The sequence below is a fragment of the Pseudomonas putida genome (assembly GCF_016406145.1).
GTDB lineage: Bacteria > Pseudomonadota > Gammaproteobacteria > Pseudomonadales > Pseudomonadaceae > Aquipseudomonas > Aquipseudomonas putida_E.
In genome coordinates this window covers 921,723-941,701 of sequence record NZ_CP066306.1, presented here as the reverse complement: position 1 = coordinate 941,701, position 19,979 = coordinate 921,723, and the positions used below count along the sequence as shown (strand labels likewise).

21 protein-coding genes and 1 pseudogene are annotated in these 19,979 nt (G+C 57.8%); 16 read left to right on the top strand and 6 right to left on the bottom strand.

All coding sequences use genetic code 11. The features are described from left to right. Positions 1 to 9 precede the first annotated feature (9 nt). Positions 10 to 357: an HPF/RaiA family ribosome-associated protein gene (locus tag JET17_RS04320; protein ID WP_012312780.1), complete on the top strand. Its 348-nt coding sequence runs from the start codon at positions 10 to 12 to the stop codon at positions 355 to 357. Between the two features lie 69 nt (positions 358 to 426). On the opposite strand, the gene JET17_RS04315 is transcribed toward JET17_RS04320, so the two are convergent. Further along, positions 427 to 837: a response regulator gene (locus JET17_RS04315; protein ID WP_012312779.1), complete on the bottom strand. Its 411-nt coding sequence runs from the start codon at positions 835 to 837 to the stop codon at positions 427 to 429. A 48-nt stretch (positions 838 to 885) separates the two neighbouring features. Then, positions 886 to 1,065 carry a Flp family type IVb pilin gene (locus JET17_RS04310; protein ID WP_012312778.1) on the bottom strand — a complete coding sequence of 60 codons (180 nt, stop codon included), beginning with the start codon at positions 1,063 to 1,065 and terminating at the stop codon, positions 886 to 888. A 294-nt stretch (positions 1,066 to 1,359) separates the two neighbouring features. Here JET17_RS04310 and cpaB point away from each other — a divergent pair, with 294 nt between their 5' ends. From cpaB to JET17_RS04270, 8 genes are read left to right on the top strand one after another with little or no spacing between them, the layout of a single operon-like run. Further along, positions 1,360 to 2,307 (top strand): Flp pilus assembly protein CpaB, encoded by a 948-nt coding sequence (gene cpaB, locus JET17_RS04305; RefSeq protein WP_012312777.1) that lies wholly within the window; start codon positions 1,360 to 1,362, stop codon positions 2,305 to 2,307. Positions 2,308 to 2,324: 17 nt separating this feature from the next. Continuing rightward, a complete protein-coding gene (locus JET17_RS04300; protein WP_012312776.1) occupies positions 2,325 to 3,584 on the top strand; it encodes a type II and III secretion system protein family protein in 1,260 nt (419 codons plus the stop codon). After that, positions 3,581 to 4,771 (top strand): hypothetical protein, encoded by a 1,191-nt coding sequence (locus tag JET17_RS04295; RefSeq protein WP_012312775.1) that lies wholly within the window; start codon positions 3,581 to 3,583, stop codon positions 4,769 to 4,771. Before JET17_RS04300 ends, JET17_RS04295 begins: the two co-directional genes overlap by 4 nt. Then, positions 4,768 to 6,024, top strand: coding sequence for a CpaF family protein (locus JET17_RS04290; RefSeq protein WP_012312774.1), 1,257 nt, complete (start codon positions 4,768 to 4,770; stop codon positions 6,022 to 6,024). The genes JET17_RS04295 and JET17_RS04290 overlap by 4 nt, the downstream gene beginning before the upstream one ends. Further along, on the top strand, positions 6,021 to 6,902 hold the full coding sequence (locus tag JET17_RS04285) for a type II secretion system F family protein (RefSeq protein ID WP_012312773.1): 882 nt from the start codon (positions 6,021 to 6,023) through the stop codon (positions 6,900 to 6,902). The genes JET17_RS04290 and JET17_RS04285 overlap by 4 nt, the downstream gene beginning before the upstream one ends. Before the next feature lie 2 nt (positions 6,903 to 6,904). After that, a complete protein-coding gene (locus JET17_RS04280; protein WP_012312772.1) occupies positions 6,905 to 7,792 on the top strand; it encodes a type II secretion system F family protein in 888 nt (295 codons plus the stop codon). A 10-nt stretch (positions 7,793 to 7,802) separates the two neighbouring features. Further along, positions 7,803 to 8,504, top strand: coding sequence for a tetratricopeptide repeat protein (locus tag JET17_RS04275; RefSeq protein ID WP_012312771.1), 702 nt, complete (start codon positions 7,803 to 7,805; stop codon positions 8,502 to 8,504). Positions 8,505 to 8,519: 15 nt separating this feature from the next. Continuing rightward, entirely contained in the window at positions 8,520 to 8,783 is a 264-nt protein-coding gene (locus tag JET17_RS04270) for a DUF3613 domain-containing protein (RefSeq protein WP_012312770.1), read from the top strand. Between the two features lie 15 nt (positions 8,784 to 8,798). On the opposite strand, the gene JET17_RS04265 is transcribed toward JET17_RS04270, so the two are convergent. After that, positions 8,799 to 9,233 carry a prepilin peptidase gene (locus JET17_RS04265; protein ID WP_042111882.1) on the bottom strand — a complete coding sequence of 145 codons (435 nt, stop codon included), beginning with the start codon at positions 9,231 to 9,233 and terminating at the stop codon, positions 8,799 to 8,801. Positions 9,234 to 9,308: 75 nt separating this feature from the next. Between JET17_RS04265 and JET17_RS04260 the strand changes: the two genes are divergently transcribed. Further along, on the top strand, positions 9,309 to 9,749 hold the full coding sequence (locus JET17_RS04260; RefSeq protein ID WP_012312768.1) for a TadE/TadG family type IV pilus assembly protein: 441 nt from the start codon (positions 9,309 to 9,311) through the stop codon (positions 9,747 to 9,749). 53 nt (positions 9,750 to 9,802) lie between these two features. Beyond that, positions 9,803 to 12,391 carry a PAS domain-containing sensor histidine kinase gene (locus JET17_RS04255; protein ID WP_042111880.1) on the top strand — a complete coding sequence of 863 codons (2,589 nt, stop codon included), beginning with the start codon at positions 9,803 to 9,805 and terminating at the stop codon, positions 12,389 to 12,391. Here JET17_RS04255 and JET17_RS04250 read toward each other — a convergent pair. After that, positions 12,376 to 14,331, bottom strand: a complete 1,956-nt coding sequence (locus JET17_RS04250; protein WP_012312766.1) for a pilus assembly protein TadG-related protein — start codon at positions 14,329 to 14,331, stop codon at positions 12,376 to 12,378. The genes JET17_RS04255 and JET17_RS04250 overlap by 16 nt on opposite strands. Before the next feature lie 175 nt (positions 14,332 to 14,506). Here JET17_RS04250 and JET17_RS04245 point away from each other — a divergent pair, with 175 nt between their 5' ends. Further along, complete coding sequence (locus tag JET17_RS04245) at positions 14,507 to 14,797, top strand: DUF3509 domain-containing protein (protein ID WP_012312765.1); 291 nt, start codon at positions 14,507 to 14,509, stop codon at positions 14,795 to 14,797. A gap of 3 nt (positions 14,798 to 14,800) precedes the next feature. Here JET17_RS04245 and JET17_RS04240 read toward each other — a convergent pair. After that, positions 14,801 to 15,034: pseudogene (locus JET17_RS04240) on the bottom strand (phosphate-starvation-inducible PsiE family protein); the annotation flags it as partial. Positions 15,035 to 15,098: 64 nt separating this feature from the next. Here JET17_RS04240 and JET17_RS04235 point away from each other — a divergent pair. From JET17_RS04235 to JET17_RS04220, 4 genes are all read left to right on the top strand, one after another. Then, complete coding sequence (locus JET17_RS04235; RefSeq protein ID WP_080516459.1) at positions 15,099 to 16,859, top strand: recombinase family protein; 1,761 nt, start codon at positions 15,099 to 15,101, stop codon at positions 16,857 to 16,859. A gap of 359 nt (positions 16,860 to 17,218) precedes the next feature. Beyond that, the gene (locus tag JET17_RS04230; protein WP_012312762.1) at positions 17,219 to 17,566 is read left to right on the top strand and encodes a hypothetical protein; all 348 of its coding nucleotides are present in this window, start codon (positions 17,219 to 17,221) and stop codon (positions 17,564 to 17,566) included. A gap of 56 nt (positions 17,567 to 17,622) precedes the next feature. After that, positions 17,623 to 17,991: a plasmid mobilization relaxosome protein MobC gene (gene mobC, locus JET17_RS04225; protein ID WP_012312761.1), complete on the top strand. Its 369-nt coding sequence runs from the start codon at positions 17,623 to 17,625 to the stop codon at positions 17,989 to 17,991. Further along, a complete protein-coding gene (locus tag JET17_RS04220) occupies positions 17,988 to 19,409 on the top strand; it encodes a relaxase/mobilization nuclease domain-containing protein (protein WP_150105115.1) in 1,422 nt (473 codons plus the stop codon). The genes mobC and JET17_RS04220 overlap by 4 nt, the downstream gene beginning before the upstream one ends. 42 nt (positions 19,410 to 19,451) lie before the next feature. Here JET17_RS04220 and JET17_RS04215 read toward each other — a convergent pair whose 3' ends face one another. Then, entirely contained in the window at positions 19,452 to 19,859 is a 408-nt protein-coding gene (locus JET17_RS04215) for a hypothetical protein (protein WP_042111163.1), read from the bottom strand. Positions 19,860 to 19,979 lie beyond the last annotated feature (120 nt).

Genomic DNA, 19,979 nt, shown 5'->3' with positions numbered 1-19,979 from the left:
GATTGAATCATGCAAATCCAGGTCAACAGCAGCAACCATATCGAAGGCAACATCCGTCTCAACGAGTGGGTCCGCAGTACGCTGCAAACCACACTCGAACGTTACGAGGAGGACCTCACCCGCATCGAGGTGCACCTGCGCGACGAGAACGGCGCCAAGCCCGGGCCGCATGACAAACGCTGCCAGATGGAGGCTCGCCCCAAAGGCCATCAACCGATTTCCGTGACCCATACCGCCGCTTCGCTGGATCAGGCGGTGGATGGTGCAGCCAGCAAGCTGAACAATGCGCTGGACCATTTCTACGGCAAGCTGCGCAGCAAGCGCGGCGTACTGGAACTGAGCGATCCCGACGCCTGACCCTTGCCAGTAAGCAAAAACGCCCGGCCATGTGCCGGGCGTTTTCATTTTCACCTTCGTCCAGTTGGGTCAGTACTTGGCAACCTGCAACAGTGGTTGCGGGAACAGGTTGTCCAGTGTCTCCAGCAACCGTGCGTAATAGATGGGCTTGCGGAAGAAATCCAGCACCTGCAGGCGCAGCAGGTCGCTGAGGTCTTCCGCACCGGCGTGGCCCGACATGACGATCACCGGCAAATGCTGCCGGGCCGTATGGTCGCGCAGGCGCTGGATCAGACCGATGCCACTTTCTTCCGGCATGCGTAGATCCGTAATGACCAAGGCAACGTCCGGATAGCGGGTGAGCAGTTGCAGGGCAGCTTTCACCGAGCCTGCCGTGTGGCAGTAGTACCCCTCGTTCTCGAGGAGTTCGGCCAACTCAAGCAGATGCTCTTCCTCGTCATCGACCAGAAGAATCTGCTGACGCGAGGAAGAGTTCTGCATGTGCGGCTCCTGTTGATCCGGTCCGACGAGACATCGCCTGTTATTGGTCTAGTTCAGGGCCGTCTGGATTGCGGTGAACATGGTACTGATGTTGCCGGAGATCCCGGGAACGAACCCGGCTAATATCACCGCGACCATAGCCGCGATGACTGCGTACTCGATACCCGAGGCACCGTCTTTGCGATGCAGGAATTGTTTGCAGTGAAGGATGACCTGTTTCAGCAACATGACCAGCTCCTTGCGGCGACATCGCCGGCGACAATGGTGTCAAAGTGACCCCTGTTTGCCATCAAAGGATTGCCAAGCTGGAGCCGTCTGCAAATATAAAAAAGTATTAGTCATCAGGTGATAATCCAAAAGCATTAGATCCTTTTATTTCATCAACTGACTGTTTTGATTGGGTTTACGTTCTGGCTACAAAAAAAGCCGAGCGCCTAATGGCGAATGGCGATGGGTGGGCTACCGTGCAATAGCGAAATAGTGACTTTTTGCCACCACCCGATACGTGCACGGAGGCCAGCCATGAGCAGTCGTTTGACCATGATTCTGGCTGCCCTTTTCCTGCTCGGTGCACTGCTCGCGGGATACTGGGGGATCGTGCTCAGCCGCCCCCCTGCACCACCCCCGCCGGTAGCCCCAGTCACCGAGCAGCCGGCTGCGGTGGTTGCAGCGCCCGCCCCGCAACCGCCCGAGCCGCAGCGTTTCCCCATCGTCGTGCTGCGCAAGGCGCTGCCGGCCAATACGCCCTTGACCGCAGAGGACGTGCTGCTCGAGCGCTTGCAGGTAGTCCCTGCCGGTGCCTTCCAGCAAGTGGACCACGTGATCGGACGCAGCAGCGCCAGGCCACTGGCCGCTGGTAGCTGGCTGGACGAGTCGAGCTTCCAGCCTGGCGGACCGCTGGCACGGATGATCCGTGCCCACGAACGGGCCGTTGCGGTAGGCGTGGACGAAGTGGTCGGCGCCGCCGGGCAACTGTACCCGGGTGATTTTGTCGACGTGCTGCTATACCTGCGCGAAGAGGCCAACAACCCGCAGTCTTCTGCCCAGGTCGTGTTGCCGGCCCTGCGCGTGCTGAGCGTCGGGGAACAGATGGGCGTTACCAATGACGGCCGCCCGGCACTGACCGCCGAGGAGCTCAAGGCCCGACGCGAGCAGGCGACCCCAGGCAACCTCGCAAGCACCCGCACCGTGGTGCTGGCAGTCCCTGAAGCCTTGGCCAGCCGCCTGATGCTGGCGGCTCAGGTCGGCACCCTGCGCCTGGCCGTGCGCAGTGCCGCTGAGCAGCGGCTGGCGCGCTATTGGGCCGAAGCAGATAGCAAACCTCAGGTAGAAAGCATCAACCGGGAACTCTATCGGTTCAGCCAGCTTTCCCAAGCGCCATTGGCCAAAACCGCCTCGACCGCTGCAGCCGTTACAAGCATGCAGATCATCCGTGGCGCACAGGCCGCGGACGCCAACAAGACCCCCTGACAAGGCAAGGATGCAGTATGCGTAGTTCCGAGCGTTGCAGTTCAAAACGGTTCTTCAGTCTCGCGTGCCTTGCCCTGCTCACGGTTGCGCTGCTGCCGAACGCCCATGGTGCCAGCAAAGGCTGCGAAGCATTTGCCCAGCTACCTTCGGTGATCGAAATCGACCAAGGCCTGCAGCAAGAATTGCGCTTGCCGCTGGCGATCACCCGGGCCGCCGTCGGCGACCCCAAGGTTGCCGACGTGCAACCCAGCGGTGACCGCGCCGTGCTGGTGACGGCCGTGGGCCAAGGCAATACCACGCTCATGCTGTGGACAGCCTGCGCACCGGGGCCACATCGGGCCATGCTGTTCGTCAAAGGCCAAGCCAGCGCCGCCATGGCCGAAACGGGCCTGCCGCCGTCGCTGGATCCGGAGTTGCCAAGCCAGGTGCAGGCCGATATCCGCTTCGTCGAGGTGCGCCGCACCAAGTACAAGGAAGCCGGCGCCCGGCTGTTTTTCAGCGGCTCGAACAACAGCCTGATCGGGTCGCCGGGCACCGTGCCAGGCACTTCTGTGACACCGGGCGCCGTGCCTGTCACCTCGCCGCAGATCCCGCTCAACAACGGTGTGTTCAACATCGTCTGGGGCGGCGGCAGCAGCCGTTTCCTGGCGGCCATCAATGCTCTGGAAAACAGCGGTTTCGCCTACACCCTGGCGCGGCCCAGCCTCACCGTGCTCAGCGGCCTGACTGCAAGCTTCCTGGCCGGTGGCGAGATACCGATCCCGGTGCCCAGCGCCGGCAGTGACAACTTCTCGATCGAGTACAAGGAGTTCGGCGTGCGTCTGGCACTGACGCCGACCGTGATCAGCCGCGACCGCATTACCCTGAAGGTAGCGCCTGAAGTCAGCGAGCTGGATTACACCAATGCGGTGACCATTGGCGGCACAAGCGTACCGGGGCTGAGCATACGGCGCACCGATACCAGCATTTCCCTGGCCGATGGCGAGAGTTTCATCATCAGCGGCCTGGTCGGCAACAACACCCGCTCCGCCGTGGACAAGCTCCCCGGGCTGGGCAACTTGCCGATCCTTGGCGCGTTCTTCCGGCAATCGGCCCTGGTGCGTGAGGAGACCGAGTTGCTGATGATCGTCACCCCGCACCTGGTTCAACCGCTGGCGGCCAATGCCCGCCTGCCGGAACTGCCAGGCGAGGGGTTGCGTACCTACGACCCCAGCTGGGGCCGGCTGTTCTTCATGGAAAACGGCAACTTCGATGGCCAAAGCGGGTTATCACGATGAACGAGAGCCTCAACCAGACCTTTCTGGGCATCACCCGCAATGAAGAAGACCTGCAGTGGCTGCAGAGCGCGCTGGCACCCCAAGGCCAGGTGATCGGCGCCAGTGGCGGCAGCCTCGACGAACTGCTGGCGCTGATCAATGCGACCTTCAGCACCCTGGTGTTCATCGGCCTGGACCGTGAGCAACTGGTCAATCAGTGCGCACTGATCGAGGGTGTGCTTGAAGCCAAGCCGCTATTGGCGATCGTCGCTCTGGGCGATGGCATGGACAATCAACTGGTGCTGCACGCCATGCGTGCCGGCGCCCGCGATTTCGTAGCCTATGGCTCGCGGGCCAGTGAGGTGGCCGGGCTGGTACGGCGGCTGGGCAAGCGCATGCCCACCGTCACCAACAACCCCAGCCTGGGCGGCCTCACCGTGCTGTACGGTGTGCAGACCGGTGCCGACGGCGCTTTGCTGACCACGCACCTGGCGCGGGTGGTCCAAGAAAGTGGCCAGCAGACACTGCTGCTGGACCTGGGCATGCCACGGGGCGACAGCCTGGCGCTGCTGGGGCTGGAGGCGTCGTTCTATTTCGGCGATGCACTGCGCCACCTGCGCCGGCTCGACACCACCCTGATCGACAGTGCTTTCACCCGCGACAAGAAAGGCCTGCGCCTGCTGACCTTCGCCGAGAACGACGACCCCCTGCGCCAGACCAGTGCCGCCGAGCTGTACATGCTGCTCAGCGCACTGCGCCAGCACTTCCAGCACATCGTCGTGAACCTGACCGGGCATGCCGACAGCGAGGCCCTGCGCACCATCATCAGCCACTGCGACAAGCTCATCATCTATACCGACCAGAACATCCTCGACTGCCGACGCAACCTCGAAGTGCTGGAGCTGTGGCGCGATCATGGCATCAAGCTGGAGCATGCCAGCCTCTTGGTCGACCGCTACCTGAGCAATGTCGCCCCAGACGCCGAGAGCCTGGCCAAGCGCTACGCTCTACCGCTGCTCAAGGTCATGCCCGACAGCCCCGAGGTGCGGCTGAACGTGAAAAACCAGGGCCTGAGCCTGTTCGAGCTGGCACCGCGCGAAAACCTTACCCAAGCCCTGCGCGGTCTGGGTGAGCGTTTGGCGCAGCGCTCGGAAAACCTTGCGCCACCGGCCTTTACCTGGCTGCGTCGGCTATGGGGCAGCAAATGAACGGCGACCAACCCTTCGGCGGCCCCCACCATGCCTCGGGCGACCCTTATGCGCTCAAGCGTGCGCTGCACCGCTTTGCCATCGATGCCATCGAAGACAGCGGCCGCAACCTGCTCGAAGGCGCACGCCCGGCACTGACGCAGTTTGTGCTGGAGCAGGTGGGCGATTACGTGGCACGCCTGCGCCTGGCAATGTCACGCTACGAAATGGAGCGCCTGGCCGAAGAACTGGTCGACGAGCTGACCGGGTTCGGGCCGCTGGAGGTGCTGCTGCGGGACGCCAGTGTCACCGAGATTCTGGTCAACGGGCCGCACAGGGTGTTCGTCGAGCGGGCCGGGCAGTTGCAACAGACCGACCTGCGTTTCATCGATGCCCAACACGTCGAGCGCGTCATGCAGCGCATCCTCGCACCGCTCGGGCGGCGCCTGGACGAATCGTCGCCGATGGTCGACGCGCGCCTGCCGGACGGCAGCCGGGTCAACGCGATCATTCCACCCGTGGCCCTGGACGGGCCATGCCTGTCGATCCGCAAATTCCGCCAGGACATGCTCAAAAGCGCCGACCTGCTCGCCACCCGCGCCATCGACCAGCACATTTTCGACTTCCTCGAGCGCGCCGTGGGTCGGCGCTGCAACATCCTGGTCAGTGGCGGCACCGGCACCGGCAAGACCACCCTGCTGAACATCCTCAGCCAGATGATCGCCCCGCGCGAGCGCCTGGTGACCATCGAAGACGTCGCCGAATTGCAACTGCACCATCCCCACGTGGTACGCCTTGAGACCCGCCCGCCAAATGCCGAGGGGCACGGCGAGATCAAGGCCAGCGAGCTGATCCGCAATGCCCTGCGCATGCGCCCGGACCGTATCATCCTCGGCGAGATCCGCGGCACCGAGGTGCTGGACGTGCTCACCGCGATGAACACCGGCCACGACGGCTCGATGAGTACGGTGCACGCCAACACCGCGCAGGACGCCTTGCTACGCCTGGAAACCCTGGTTGGCCTGAGCGGGCGGCAGATCGCCGAGAAGACCTTGCGGCAGATGATCTGCGCGGCACTGGACGTGGTGATCCAGCTGGCCCGCCTGCCCGACGGGCGCCGCTGCGTCAGTGAAATCCTGGAAGTGGTCGGCGTGCGTGACGACGTGTACGTGACCAGCACGCTGTTCCGGCTCGACCGCCGCGGCGGCGACGTGTTTCTGCGGGAGGCGCCGAACCCCGCAGGCAGCAAACTGCGCCATGAAGGTGTGCAATGACCGGCCCCTTGCTGCTGGCGCTGTCGCCCTTGCTGCTGGGCGTCTCCCTGATGCTGTTTCGCCGGGGCCTGTACAAGCGCAGCGAACAGCGCATTCTCCAGCGCCTGGGGCGGGCCTTTGAATTGGTCCGCAGCGGCAATGCACGGCGCGACTGGCTCGAGCCGCTGTTGCAACGTGCCGGGCTTGGTGCAACCGACTGGCAACCGCAGCGCTGGCTGCTGGCCTGGCTCGGTCTGGCGCTGGTGGCGCTGCTGGGGGCCGGTTGGGTGGCCGGGCTGATGGTGCTGGTCGGCCTGCCGCTGCTCGGCTATTTCACCCTCAGTTGGCTATGTCGACGGCGCGTGCACCAGCTTGTCGAACAGCTGCCCGCTTTGCTGGACTACAGCGTGCGCAGCCTCAAGGCCGGGCGAACCCTCAATGACGCGGTCCTTGGTGGTATCGACGGCTCTCGCGAGCCCTTGCGCTCGACCATGACCCGGGTACGGCGCAACGTACAGCTGGGAGTGCCGCTGGACGATGCGGTCAACGAACTGGCCGAGCTTTACAACCAGGACGAGTTGCGTCTGTTCGCCATGGGGCTGCGCATCAACCAGCGCTACGGCGGCAATACCAGCGAGCTGATGGAGAACCTGATCAAGCTGATCCGCGAGCGTGAACAAGGCAGCCGCCAGCTCAAGGCGATGACCGGCGAAACCCGCATCACAGCGATGATCCTGGGTGCCTTGCCGCTGTGCATGGTCGGCTACTTCCTGATGGCCAATCCGCACTACCTGCTGACCATGTGGCAAGACAGCAGCGGCCAGATGATGCTGCTGCTCGCCTTCGCCCTGCAGGTGGTCGGCTGCCTGGTGCTGTGGCGCATGATGAGGAGCCTCTGACCATGGCCTTGTTGCTATGTGCCGTGTGCCTGTTCATCGCCGCCGGCCTGCTTGGCTTGCAGGCCGCCCGCCAGCTGCGTGCCCGCTACCTGGTCGCTCGCAGGCTGCAGGGGCGGCTGGCGCGCGAGGAGCGCCTGGGGGACTGGCTGCACTGGCTGGGCAATAGCCCCCTGGGGCAACGCCTGCAGAAACTCGACGGGGAAACCCAGGCCTTGCTTGACCGTGTCGGCTGGCGCCGCAGCCGCCAGCGGGCGCTGTTTGCTGCCATGCAACTGGGGCTGCCGCTGGTGGCGGTCATACTGACCCTGATCCTCCAACAAGCCGCACTGGGCAGTGACGGCACGCACTGGCTGGTCTGGCCGTTGTTTGCCTTGGGTGCCAGCTACCTGTTGCCCAAGCGCTTGCTGGCGGTTGCCGCCAGGCGGCGCCAGCAGCGCATCGCCCTGGAAGTCAGCCTGATGATTCCGCTGCTACGCATTCTCTTCGAGACCGGCCTGGCCGTAGAGCAGGCGTTGCGCGTGCTGAGCCAGGAAGGCCAGGCGCTGCTACCCGAAATCAGCGAAGAGTTGCGCCAGGTGCTGCAACGCGTTGACTCAGGCCTGGCGCTCGGCCCGGAGCTGGAAAAGAGCGCGCGGGTACTGGCCGTGGATGAGTTCATCGACACCTGTGTGATCCTTCAACAGTTGCTGGTACAGGGCAGCGGTGCGATGAAATCGCTGCTCGCGCTCAAGGACCTGCTCGATGACCGGCGCCTGACACGCATGCAGGAACGGGTATCGAAGATGTCGGCAAAGATGTCGGCTGTGATGATGGTATTCCTGTTCCCGGCACTGCTCATCGTCCTGGCCGGGCCGGGATTTTCCGCCTTGACGCGGGCCTTGGGCCCCTAGGGAGTAATGGATGAAAGCGACCCTGTTGTTCACCGGCCTGCTCTTGCTGACAGGATGCGCCGGCCAGCAGCCTGAAGGGTTCGGACACTTGTTCGGCACCTCGAGCTGCGGCAAGCCGGACGCCGACCAGCAACTGGCGCTGAACCTGGCGGACGAGATGCTCAACGATGGCCGCCCGCATGCGAGCCTGGCGCACCTGGAGCAGTTGCCCAACACCCTCGACCAGGTACGCCTGCGCAAGGCCAGGGTCTCGCGCCTGTTGGGGCGCAGCGAAGCAGAACCTTTGTACCGCAGCTTGCTCGGCGGCTGCCTCGCGGCCGAGGGTGAGCATGGCCTGGGCCAGCTCGCCTCGGCCCGGGGCGATGACGTACAGGCCTTGCAGAACCTGCAGCGAGCGGTACGTCTGGCCCCGACCGACGAGCGGGTTCGCAATGATCTGGGTGTGGTGCTGATGAGCATGGGCCGGTATGAACAGGCACGGTTCGAATTCCTGACCGCCATAGAGCTCAAGGATGACAACCCGCTGCCCGCCGTCAACCTGGTGACCTTAGCGCTGCTGCAGGACAACTGGCAGCAAGCCACTGACCTGGTCGGCCGCCTGCGGCTCAAACCGGCGCAGTTTGCCCAGGCCCAGGCACGCGCCAGCCAGATCAAAGCCACCGGGCGCGGGCCGATAGCCTCGGCCGGTGGCGCAGGTGTGATGGTCAACTGAGCAAAGGAGAAGGTCATGATCAGGTATGTGATGCTGCTGGCCTGCTGCACCGGTATTACCACGGCCTGGGCAGAGGATTACCCACGCCAGCAACCGCCTGCGCTGACGGCAACCGAAGCGCTGCTGCGGGTGCAGTCCAGTGGCGAACAGGCGTCCACCCGCCTGCAGGTGCAGACGGCGCGCGAGCGCGATCTGTCCAAGCAGCGCTGGCTGGAAACCTACAAGTACGCCATTCCGGATTTCTATCGCTGGACCAAGATGACTGAGTCGAACAACTGACCGGGCCTGGCGCTCTCACTGCAGGCACACGCTGGTCAGCAAAAAGCCCACCAGCACAAAGGGCGCGAATGGCTGTTTTTCAGCCTCCTGCCCTGCCCTGCGCCGCGCCCACCGTCGCAACAGCGCCCAGACCAGCAAGGTGCCGCCGGCGCCGATGAACGTACCGAGCACGTAGTCCTGGCTGGTGGCCAGCCCCAGCGCGGCGAGCAATTTGACGTCGCCGGCACCGAAACGCCCCATCACGTAGCCGGGCAACGTGAGCAGCAACACAATCGCCAGAGCCCAGCCGGCATCACTGGCCCGGGCGCCGATCCAGCTGTGCCCGGTAACCGCCAGCCACACCAGCGCACAGGCTGCGACGCCCAGGGTCAGAAGATTGGAAATCTGCCGTTCGCGGACATCTTGCCCGCTGCACAAGGCAAGCCACAGCAGCAGGGCAATACTGGATATTGGCAATTGGCCATCCCTGTTCGTAGAAGGCTTCTATGCTGTAAGTCGAGACTCATCGTCAGGGTAGACGCAATCATGCAAGCAGGCCCGGCAGCACGGCAAAAAGGCGCGGCAGCCATCGAGTTCGTCGCCGTCTTCATGATCTTTTTCACAGTGTTCTACGGCCTGGTCAGCTACACCCTGCCAATGCTGATGCTGCAATCGTTCAACCAGGCCAGCAGCGAAGCCGTGCGCCGCTGCGTGGCCCTGGACCCGAGCAGCGAGACCTATGACGACGATGTACAGGCGCTTGCCCATGCAGTGATCCGCGAGCAGTTGGCCTGGATGCCCGAGGCACTCGACTTCCAGCCGGCCGATGCGCAGGTGAGCGTGGATGATGACAAGCTGCTGAAAGTGACGATCAATTATCCGAAAAATAAACTGCACAAAGTACTGCCGCTGCTGGTGATACCACTGATTGGCGAAGTGCCCCGCTTGCCTGAGAGCTTGCAGGCCGAAGCGAGCCTGCAACTGTGAGCGGCCTGTTCGATCGCTGGCTGGGCAGCCATGCCGCAGAGCCCGCCGCGCAAATGCCGCATGCCGTGGGCCTGCAGGTGTGGCTGGACGATCAGGGGCACGTGCTACGCCTGGCCGGGCCCTTGCGCACGCTGCTGGCCGTACCCAGCCACGCGCAGGCGCGGGTGCACGACTACCTGTATCAGCACAGCTGGCTGGCCCTCGAAGGTGTGCCCGCCGATTGGCAAGGGCAAGCACTGGACCTGGATTTTCAAACCGTGCACGGCCAGGCCCTGCAGACTCGTGGCTGGCTGCAACACCAGGCTATCGGCTGGATGCTGCAGCTGTTCGATATCAGCGACCTGCTGCGCCAAGGCGCTCAGCAGGAGCAGTGGCTGACCCTGCGCCAGCTGGCCGCAGACGTCGGCCAGGCCGTACGTGACTGCAGCGAAGACTGGCTGACGCAGACTACCGCCGAGCAACTGATGCGCCTGGCCGAGCACTGGCATGCCGGCTCGGTACGCCTGATGTTGGCAGACCAATCGGGCTGGCGGGCGCATACCTGCAGCGAAAGCGACTGGCCTTGGCCCGATGACCAACGCCTGCAGCCGTGGCTGCAGGCACTTCCCGCCCATTTTCAGCAGGTCGCGCCTGACTTGCCGCAGTGGCGGGCCACTTGCGCTGGGTTACCGCTGTTCCTTGTGCCTTACAGCCACGGCCATGAGGTTCAGGCCTGGTTGCTGTGTGCGGGCGCGCCATCGGTGCCTTCACCAGAGGCGGCCATGGCGCTCTTGCAAGCCTTGCTCGAGCCGCTGCTCGCGCGCCTGCGGCAACACCAGTTGCAGCAGCGCTCGCGCCATCTGGACGAGCTGCAACAGCAACTGGGCGCAGGCTGGTGGCAATGGCCGGTACAAGGCCCGCTGCATTTCGATCCGGCCCTGGCCGCCAGCCTTGACCTGCCCAGTGCGGTAAGCATCGAGCAATGGTTGGCGCGCCTGCACCCGGCTGATCGGGAGGCTGCGCAAATGGCCTTGGAGCAGCTGCGCAACGGTGTTGCATTGAGCTTGAACGTGCGCCTGCTCGAAGCCGACCGTGGAGCCGAGCCGCGCTGGCTGCACTGGGTCGGGCAGTTACACGGCGGGCAGGCGCACGGCTTTGTGCTCGACATCAGCGCACTGAAAGCCCAGGAGCTTCAGGCCAGCGCCGCGCGTGCCCGGCTGGAGAACCTGATCGCCAGTTCGCCTGCGGTGATCTATATCCAGCGCTGTTGCGAGGGCGCGCTGCACGGCGAATTTTTCAGCGCCAGCCTGACGCCGATGCTGGGCTGGCCCAAAGATAGCGAGCTGGCGCGCCAACCAGGCCAGGCGGTACACCCGCACGACCGGGCGCTGTGGCTTGAGCGAACACGTACGCTGCTGCGCGATGGCCAGGTACGCAGCCGCTATCGCCTGCGCGATCATCTGGGTGGCTATCACTGGGTGCTGGACGAAGCCCGGCTGTTGCGTGACGACCTTGGCCAGCCGGTCGAGGTGGTCGGCCTGTGGCTGGATGTCAGCGAAGCGACCGAGGCAGCCGAGCGTGTGCGCCAAAGTGAGGAACGCTACCGGGTGCTGGTGGAGGATTCACCCGCGATGATCTGCCGCTACACCCCGGACCTGCAGCTGCTGTTCGGCAACCGGCCGCTCGCCGAACAGCTGGAGTGTACACCTGAGCAACTGAGCGAGATGAACCTGGGCCAATGGATGTCCGACGGCCAGCGTCTGTCGTTCATACAGCGGCTGGCTGCGCTGACACCCGAGCAGCCGCTGGGCAGCGCGGAGATCTGCCTGCAACTGCCAGGGCACAGGCATGCCTGGTGGGTGTGGGCCGAGCGGGGGCTGTTCAATGAGCAAGGCCAGCTGCTGGAAGTACAGGCAGTGGGGCGCGACAACACGCAGGTAAGGCAAAGCCAGCAACAATTGATGCAGGGCGCCAAGATGGCCACGCTCGGCGAGTTGGCGACAGGGCTGGTGCATGAAATCAACCAGCCTCTGAACGTGATGCGCCTGGCCATTGCCAACACACTCAAGCGCGTGGAAAGCGGGGTGGTCGAAGTCGAGTACCTGACAGGCAAGCTGCAGCGCATCGATGCACAGGTGGGGCGCGTGGCCAGGCTGGTGGAGCACATGCGCACCTATGGCCGGCGCTCCGCGCTTGAGCACCAGGTGTTTGCAGCCTGGACTGCGGTGGATGGCGCAGTGGCGTTGCTGGCTGAAGGGCTGCGCGGCAAAGGTGTGGCCTTGCAAGTCGAAGAGCCGGATTTCTGCCCGGAGGTGCAAGGGCATGAGGACCAGCTTGAGCAGGTGCTGATCAACCTGATGGTCAACGCGCGGGACGCTTTGCTCGAACGTCAGGTGGCCAGCCCCCGGATCGGCATCTGCCAGCGTATCGAGCAAGGGCAACTGTGCCTGCAGGTGGAAGATAACGCCGGAGGTATCGACCCATGCCTGATAGAGCGCATTTTCGAGCCATTCTTCACCACCAAGCCTGCGGGCGTGGGTACCGGGCTGGGGTTGTCGGTGAGCTTCGGCATCGTCGAAGCCATGGGGGGCAGGCTCGAAGCGCTCAATGGAGTTGACGGCGCCTGCTTCCGGGTGTTGCTGCCCATCTACAACACCAACTGAGCACGGCCGGTGGAACAACTGAGGTTGGCGCCGACGTCGGTATTGACCAGGTCGATTCCCAGGACTTTCAGCAGCACATTGACCAAGGGGTCGATCAGGGGGCTGAGCAACCCCCTTATCAAAGGTTCGATGATGCCTTTGACCGTACCGAGTACATTGCCGGCGATCACCAGTACATCGCCGAGGCCACTGTTGGCAGTGGGTTTGAAGGCCTGGAGCTGGACGCCCAGCAAGGTATCGCTGAGGCTGCCGACCACATTGTCATTGACGGGGCGCATGTTCAGGTAGGCGGCGGGCTGCCCGATATTGGGCGGTTCGCTAACCGGGCCCTGGAACACCAGCGGGTGCTCTACCGGGCCACTGCCCAGCAGCTTGCTGTCGACCCGCAGGCCAAGGCCGCCACCGGCGTAGGGTATTCGGCTTTCGCAAGTTCCGAGTATCAGCAACTTGGTGCAGCGCTTGGTGCCGATATCGATCAATGGCAGCGCCTTGACAGCGGTAGTGCCGGTGGTGAAGAACGCATTAGTGGAATCGAAACGCCCTACCGCCAGCTTGGCAGCAGCGCTCTGCGCCTGAACGGTCAAACGCTTGGGCGAGCATCTGAACGTGTCAGGAGACTGCGGGTCGAGGCGTGCCGTGGCTTCGGCGACCTCAAGGCCAATGTCCAGCTGAAGCTTGTCGGGCACCAGCACGATATCGGTGACAGTGCACGGCACCCCCAACAGGCATAGCACCGACTCCAGTGTCGAAGCCAGGTTCAGGCTGAGCAGGTTGTTGAGCACGTTGGTCAGTGGCGAGACAAGGTCGAGCACCGCATTGACCAGGCCGAAGACGGTATTGAGCAGCGGCAGGTCGAGCGAAATCATCGCCCGCACCTGAGCCGTGTGAACCCTCAGTTCATCCGTACGCGGATCGCCGACCGCCGATACCTGTTGCGGCTCGATCACTTTCAGCCGCACCCGGCCGTTGATCAGGCCGAGCACGCTAATCGGCAAGTCGGCAGTGGCTGCGCTTTCGCTGGCAGCCAGCTGGATCACCCCCTGCACCAGCTGCAGCAGCTGGATGCTGGCGTCCAGCCCCGCTTGGGCAGTACCGTTCTGAATATCGAGAATGTCGCCCAATTGCAGCAACGTGCTGTTCCCGGCCCCCAGGGCGACCTTGCCCAGGTTGGTGACGATATCGGCGGCGGCACCGCTTTGCTCAAGTACCTTGACCGCCGCTTCCAGCAATTGTGTGGCAGTGGCGTCGGCATTGAGCAGCTGCTCGTAGTCGCCGACGGTCAATTGCAGGTCGACAGCCAACTGGTCGAGGTAGTTGAGCACGTTGAGATCGGTTGCGGCTATGCCTTTCCAGCCCGCGAGGCCAAGCTGCACATTGCCTCCCAAAGCGCCGAGCAGGCCATCGAGCAACGCCGACTGGCGCGAATCGACCGTGGCCAACGTAGTGCGAATGCTCAGCATGGCCTGTGGCGGCAATGGTTTCGATGCCACAGCATGGGCCTGCAAAGTCGAGGTCAGCGGCACCTCCCCCCCTTGGGTCAGGATGTAGATGCCAGCGGCAAAACTGGTGGTGACTGTGTTGCTGACATCGACCCGTATCGCTTCGTTACGGGCATTGTCACTGGTAAACGTGCGCAGGCTATTGGCACCGGTCTGCAGGTAACCGCAACTGGCCACCAAGGGGCTGCCGGGCGTGTGGCCGTTGCGGGCCGCGGCTACGCTGGCAATGGCCGTGGCCTGCGGGCCATTGCCCGTGCACACGGCAGACTGGCCTGCAGCTTCCAGCGCGGCCATGTCGGCGATGCGTTGCAACTTGCGCTGTTCAAGGTAAAGGCGGCCGCTGTCGACCACTACCAGCATGAAAAGCAAGGCCAGGGCCAGTGTGGTGACAGCCATCAGGCCGATCGCGCCACGCTGGCGTGCAGCGGAAGAGGGAACCACGGGCACTCCTTTGCAGGCCAGAGGCCAGCCATCGCGGCTTTGGTCAAAGGAGTGTAGCCACACTAGTGGCTAATTGCCTTGTCCTGATGACGCCAAGGCTACCGGATCAAATGCCCTGAACCAACCCGGGATCTACCCGGTCAATTCCTGCAATCACCTATTGCAGGCCCAGACCATGAACAATCCCTTCGAACAGATCAGCGCCGCCTTCGCCCCCGAGTATCGCGTCAACCTGAGCATCGAGCGCCTGGACGGCAGCATCATGCTGACCCTGTCAGATGACGCCGGCGTGGTCGCCAAGCGCCTGATCACCCAGGCCCAGCGCAACGACCCGGTGCGCCTGCAGCGAGTCATCGACAGCATACGCCTGGGCTTGGCCATCGAACTGGGGCAGAACCCTTTGCAGGTACTGGCCGCCCTCACCCGCGACCCGCGCCAGCAGTCAGGTCACTCCATCGCCAACTGACGGCTACTTGCCCTCTTCCACTGCCTTGCCATTGGCGTCCAGCACCTTGGTCGAGGGGTAACGGTACGAGGCGTAGCGCACCACCAGGATCGAAAACGCCAGCAGCAGGATGCCCCCGCACAGGTACAGCAGGCCCTCATCCGGCGCCTTGTGGTGCGACACATCACCGATCAGCAGGCGGGTGAGCGCGGTGATCGCCACATACAGCAGGAAGCGGATAGGCATGTGGTTGGTCTTGACCGAGTGACGTTTTCTAACACACAGACACCCGGTAGACTTGCCCCATAGCCGAGGATGAATCATGCCTACTGGATACGCCTACATTCGATATTCGACCCGTCGCCAAGGTACAGACGACAAGGACAGCGTAACCCGCCAGAAAGCGGGAATCCGGGCCATTGCAGCCAGTCACGGAGTGGAGGTGCCCGAAGAAAATTTCTTCTATGAAGACGGTGTGTCGGCATATACAGGCGACAACGAGAAAAAAGGGAAGCTAAAAGACCTAATCGACCAAATTGAAGCTCTAACAATTTCGGAAGGTGATTATGTCTTTGTAGAAAGTATCGACCGTTTGAGCCGCCAAAGACTGCTGCAAACAAAAGACCTTGTTTACGGGATTCTGAAAAAAGGGGTGATTATAGTCACCACGATTGATGGTTATGTCTATCGATTACGTGAGAATCAGCAAGACACCCTACATCAAGACATCATGCTTTCTGTGATTTCGACCCGTGCTCATGAAGAGAGCTTGACTAAGAGTACACGGCGGAAATCTGCATGGAGAAAGGCAAAAACCGAAGCTGAAACAGGTATTGTATTCAATAAAAATCGCCTTCCTTACGGCGTGATTTTTAATGAAGCAACGCAGTCGCTTGGGATAGATGAAGTAGCAAGGGACGAGATTGAATTCATTCTTCAAAATCTAAAACGCGAAGGTGTTACGGCGACCATCAAAAAAGCAAATCAGTTTGCAAAAATCAATTGGACTCAAGCTCGCGTCAAAGATTTGTTTGAGACAAAGTATATACTTGGTTATTTCATGTCTCAAAAAAAGATTGAGGGGAAAATTGTTTTCGATAAATATGTTGAAGATTATTATCCCAAAATGGTAGAGCCTTCGCTTTTCCTTGAAGCTAAGGAAGCGATGAAAAACCGCAAGGTCCGAAAGCATAGCGGTCGAGTAACGCAAGACAATATCAATATTTTCCGTCACTCCTGCTTTTGCCAACGTTGCGGCAAATCTCTTGTCTTCATGAACAATTACAATCGTAAAGGAAGGCGATATTTTTACATGACCTGCCAGCAGAACATTGAGACAGGTGCCTGTAAAAACCGCTTCCGCTACGACTTAGCAGTCAAGATATTCTTTGACACCATGAAAGAATTCGACCGCCTGAATAACGCCAGAACATCTGTTAGCCCAATCGATATTACGCAATACAAAGAACTTGACGAAGCGACATTGAAAGAAATTGAGGACATAAACAAAGCACTTGAGTCGATTAACGAGAATTCAAGTGGGGCTATCAAGCTTGCCAGAAAATTTCTGGAGCTTTCGAAAGCCAAACCAAGTGCAGATAGAGAAACGAAAAAGAAATTAAAAGAACTAACCACACGTAAACATGAGCTTGAAGTAAGCATATCTAACTTGAACAAGTCGGTCGAAGCACTGACAAGCGGAGCAATTCCGTTGGTCATAATCACTCGACTATCAAAAGAAGAACAGGAATTGAGTTCTATACGTGAGGAAATCGAAAAACTTGAAGTCAGCAAAAACCAAACTAAAATCCATCGACTTGAATTCAATAACCTGAAAAAAACCAAAGAATTCTTGATAACAGAGGAAGGCCGGTTGAATATCATAAACTTCCTAACTTCCAACGCTATCAAATTCAGCTTTGACTTCTCGAACGATACTTTGGCCGCTTCTGCATATGTCGGAAGTGACTGTATTGGCCAGTTGAGCACAAAGAACGAAAACAGGTCTGCTCCGTTAGAGTGCTATGGATTTGAAAACTTGGGCTCCATGCTTACAAGCACGTCTAAACATCAAACGATTTAGCACCTAAAATCTAACCTTCAAACGATTAAGAGGCCGTCATTTATGTGATGGCCTTTTTTATTTGTCTGACGTTTTGTCTGACGCTTTCTAATTTGGTCTGACACCTTTTTGGTCTGACATATTTGTCTGACACTTGAAAGCATTAAAATATATGATAACTTATTTTATATGAGGACTTTCTTTTTAGGCAAGCAATGGAAATGTCAGACCAATTAACGTTCGTTAATTAGTCTGGCGTTAAAAAACCTTCGGTCTTTTTAACTCCATTTCCGCTTGATTTTCTGCACTGACGTTTGAAAATTTTAAGAGCCAAATCTAAAGCGAGACTTCATGAAAAATAAATAATTTCGGAGAAACTTATGAGCAGGCCAAAAAGAGTAAAAATAGAAAATGAGATGTTGAGTGAGCCAAAAATGTATTCAGATGAGGACATTAAACAGTTTCTGAATAACTTTCAGAATGAGACCGGCGTGAAGTTTTACAAGCACGTACTCAATGAAATATTTACTGCAACTGTTAAAACAAAAATTTTTTTCTTATCAACTTTAATTTTGTTATTGACTGAAAAAATAGAAAACTTTCCAGAAGACGCTAAGGATTTCTTTGCAGAAATTTCAACATTAGATAAAGAGAAATACATATATCAAATCACTTTTCTTATTAGAGAGCTTTCGAAAGAAATAGATGATTTTAATTTTGATGATTGAATAATGAGCAACAGGCTTCGGCCTTTGCTTACCAAATTAACAAACACAAGGAACACATGAAAAACAGAAATGCAAGAATCACAATAAGAGCCAGTACAGAACATATTGCAAAGCTCAATCAACTTTCAGCAGATTTGCAAATCAGTAAAACAGCCCTTCTCAAAAAAATCATTGACGATGGTTTTGGTCAAACAGTCGAAATCATAAACTCTGAACTTCTCGCAGCCTTTGTCAAAATAGACAAAATGCTCGACAGCATCGGTAATAACATCAATCAGATGGCGAGGAAAGTGAACTCTGGCAGTGAGTTCACAGAGCAAGATAGAAAAACGCTTGAAGCTGTATCATCTCGTTTTGAAACCTTATCTGACCTGATTGCTAACAAGACACGAAAAGCAGTAATCAAAAAGAGAGGCTCAAAATGATTAGAAAAGTTTTGAGCAAATTACCTGACACGGCTGCTGCTGGTCGTGCTATGAACTATGCTACCAAGAAAGCTGCGTTGATTGGTGGTAGTGAGGCCAAATTTGAAAATACGAGTATCGAAGACTATAACAAATTGGGCATGAAGAAATTTGACCAGATAAACAACAAGTATGAAAATAAAAAAGGTCGTAAGCAAGAAGTCACTGCTATTCACGAAATGATTAGCTTTGATAAAGATGATGAGGTTACCCCCGAACAAGCTCTTGAGCACGCTATGAGCGTTTGGCGTGAAACCATCGACATTGATAACCGCAAGTACCGCTTTGCTGTGCATACAGACACTGACGAGACTCATGTTCATCTTGTATGGAATAAACGAAATAATCAGGGTGAAATCTACAATCAAAAAGATGATTACCGCTTGTTTGAAAAGTGCTGCTATGAAACAGAGTTGAAGCACGGTTTGAAGGTCGTTGAAAATCGTAAATTCTTAAAGCCTGAAATGCCGACCAACCCACAGTCATCGAACGAGTATAGGCACGAGAAAAAAGGCTATAAATCGGAAAAATCCAAATTTAAAGATGATGTATTGCAAGCTACTGATGCTGCATTGACGGCCAGTGAGTTCTTGCAGCTCTTGGACCTGGGCGGCTACTCCATTCTTGTAAACGCTGCCTTGGCGTATTCTCTTGAAAAAGATGGTCAAGTCTTCAAAGCTTCTGACGTTGGAGCGTCCTACAAGTCATTAAAACAGCGTTTTGGCGAGGATTTAGACTTTTCTGATACCCTTGCACGTCTGGGGAAGAAAACAGCCCCTAAGCGTGAGTTTGGAGGTCTTAGCGGCCCACAATTCGCCACTATCGATGATGAAGTGACGAAAGAAGAGAAAGCCAAGAAATCTAAAAAGACTCTATACACTCGCTTTGATAGTGATGATGGAAAGTCCTTCTTTTTCAAAGACAGCCCGCGTGAAGCATTTCGCTATGAGCGAGGTTCTGTGACGTTCAATTGTATGAGTCCTACCGCCATCAAAGCTGGCCTGCAAAAGATGGTTGAAGAGTGTGAGAAGAAGAATGACAAAGAAATTTTCGTTACGAGTGATATTCGAAGCTTTAAACGTGAGACTTGGATTCAGTTTGAAATGATGGGGTTGGCTCAGAAAGGCTATAAACTCAACGGTTTTGAACCAAATCAGCTTGACCATATTGAGCTTCGAAAAAGAAGGTCAGAATTTGAAAGCAAGTTTTCTACGGGCAATTCTTCTATTGCTAATGTATCGAATGTGAAGAACCCCTTTGATAAGCTCAATGAGTCCGCACAGAAGATGAAAGATATTGAAGAAATGAAGAAAGAGAATGAAGAAAAGCAAAAGCAGATGAGTAGTACAAGACGCAACACGATGAAACCAAGACTGTAAAAAACGCCCTTCGAGGCGTTTGCTTTTTTTTGTGATGTCTCTTTATTTACATTCACCAAAATATGCGAATGAAGCAAAACCTTTAACTCCCTTCGCAATCATAGCGTTTGAAAACTCTAATCCTGTCGTTGTCGCTTGCTCCATGCCAACGCAGACAGGTGAAAAAGTCGCAGCAGGAACGGCGTAATCTATGACGCATGATAAACCGCTGTCTTCGTCAAAAACCCTGATTAACTTACCATTGAAAGCATCTAAATCAGCTTGACTGACTGTGCATGCAGGGTCTTTGCTGTTCATATTGTTGTCGTCAGGATTTACCCCAACGTTGTCATAGTATTGTTTGAAATTGATTGAGCTTTTATCGACATTTACTTTAACCACATAATCAGCATTTGCTACTGACATTGAAAAGATTGCTGCGATAGCGATTATTGTTTTGAGTTTTTTCATAGTACATTCTCCTTTTTTGTTATTGTTGATTTGATAAACACCTTGTCATATACGAGATATGCGAACAGCGTGAGCATCACGCTTATCGAAAATAGATTGGGATAAATAAAGGCCATTGCA

Bases quoted from the DNA above. Each gene is read 5' to 3' on its own strand.
- JET17_RS04270 (WP_012312770.1), top strand. From the start codon at position 8,520: ATGATCAGGTATGTGATGCTGCTGGCCTGCTGCACCGGTATTACCACG.
- mobC (WP_012312761.1), top strand. From the start codon at position 17,623: ATGAAAAACAGAAATGCAAGAATCACAATAAGAGCCAGTACAGAACAT.
- JET17_RS04215 (WP_042111163.1), bottom strand. From the start codon at position 19,859: ATGAAAAAACTCAAAACAATAATCGCTATCGCAGCAATCTTTTCAATG.
- JET17_RS04230 (WP_012312762.1), top strand. From the start codon at position 17,219: ATGAGCAGGCCAAAAAGAGTAAAAATAGAAAATGAGATGTTGAGTGAG.
- JET17_RS04320 (WP_012312780.1), top strand. From the start codon at position 10: ATGCAAATCCAGGTCAACAGCAGCAACCATATCGAAGGCAACATCCGT.
- JET17_RS04280 (WP_012312772.1), top strand. From the start codon at position 6,905: ATGGCCTTGTTGCTATGTGCCGTGTGCCTGTTCATCGCCGCCGGCCTG.
- JET17_RS04315 (WP_012312779.1), bottom strand. From the start codon at position 837: ATGCAGAACTCTTCCTCGCGTCAGCAGATTCTTCTGGTCGATGACGAG.
- JET17_RS04255 (WP_042111880.1), top strand. From the start codon at position 9,803: ATGCCGCATGCCGTGGGCCTGCAGGTGTGGCTGGACGATCAGGGGCAC.
- JET17_RS04310 (WP_012312778.1), bottom strand. From the start codon at position 1,065: ATGTTGCTGAAACAGGTCATCCTTCACTGCAAACAATTCCTGCATCGC.
- JET17_RS04260 (WP_012312768.1), top strand. From the start codon at position 9,309: ATGCAAGCAGGCCCGGCAGCACGGCAAAAAGGCGCGGCAGCCATCGAG.
- JET17_RS04285 (WP_012312773.1), top strand. From the start codon at position 6,021: ATGACCGGCCCCTTGCTGCTGGCGCTGTCGCCCTTGCTGCTGGGCGTC.
- JET17_RS04300 (WP_012312776.1), top strand. From the start codon at position 2,325: ATGCGTAGTTCCGAGCGTTGCAGTTCAAAACGGTTCTTCAGTCTCGCG.
- JET17_RS04235 (WP_080516459.1), top strand. From the start codon at position 15,099: ATGCCTACTGGATACGCCTACATTCGATATTCGACCCGTCGCCAAGGT.
- JET17_RS04245 (WP_012312765.1), top strand. From the start codon at position 14,507: ATGAACAATCCCTTCGAACAGATCAGCGCCGCCTTCGCCCCCGAGTAT.
- JET17_RS04275 (WP_012312771.1), top strand. From the start codon at position 7,803: ATGAAAGCGACCCTGTTGTTCACCGGCCTGCTCTTGCTGACAGGATGC.
- JET17_RS04290 (WP_012312774.1), top strand. From the start codon at position 4,768: ATGAACGGCGACCAACCCTTCGGCGGCCCCCACCATGCCTCGGGCGAC.
- JET17_RS04295 (WP_012312775.1), top strand. From the start codon at position 3,581: ATGAACGAGAGCCTCAACCAGACCTTTCTGGGCATCACCCGCAATGAA.
- cpaB (WP_012312777.1), top strand. From the start codon at position 1,360: ATGAGCAGTCGTTTGACCATGATTCTGGCTGCCCTTTTCCTGCTCGGT.
- JET17_RS04220 (WP_150105115.1), top strand. From the start codon at position 17,988: ATGATTAGAAAAGTTTTGAGCAAATTACCTGACACGGCTGCTGCTGGT.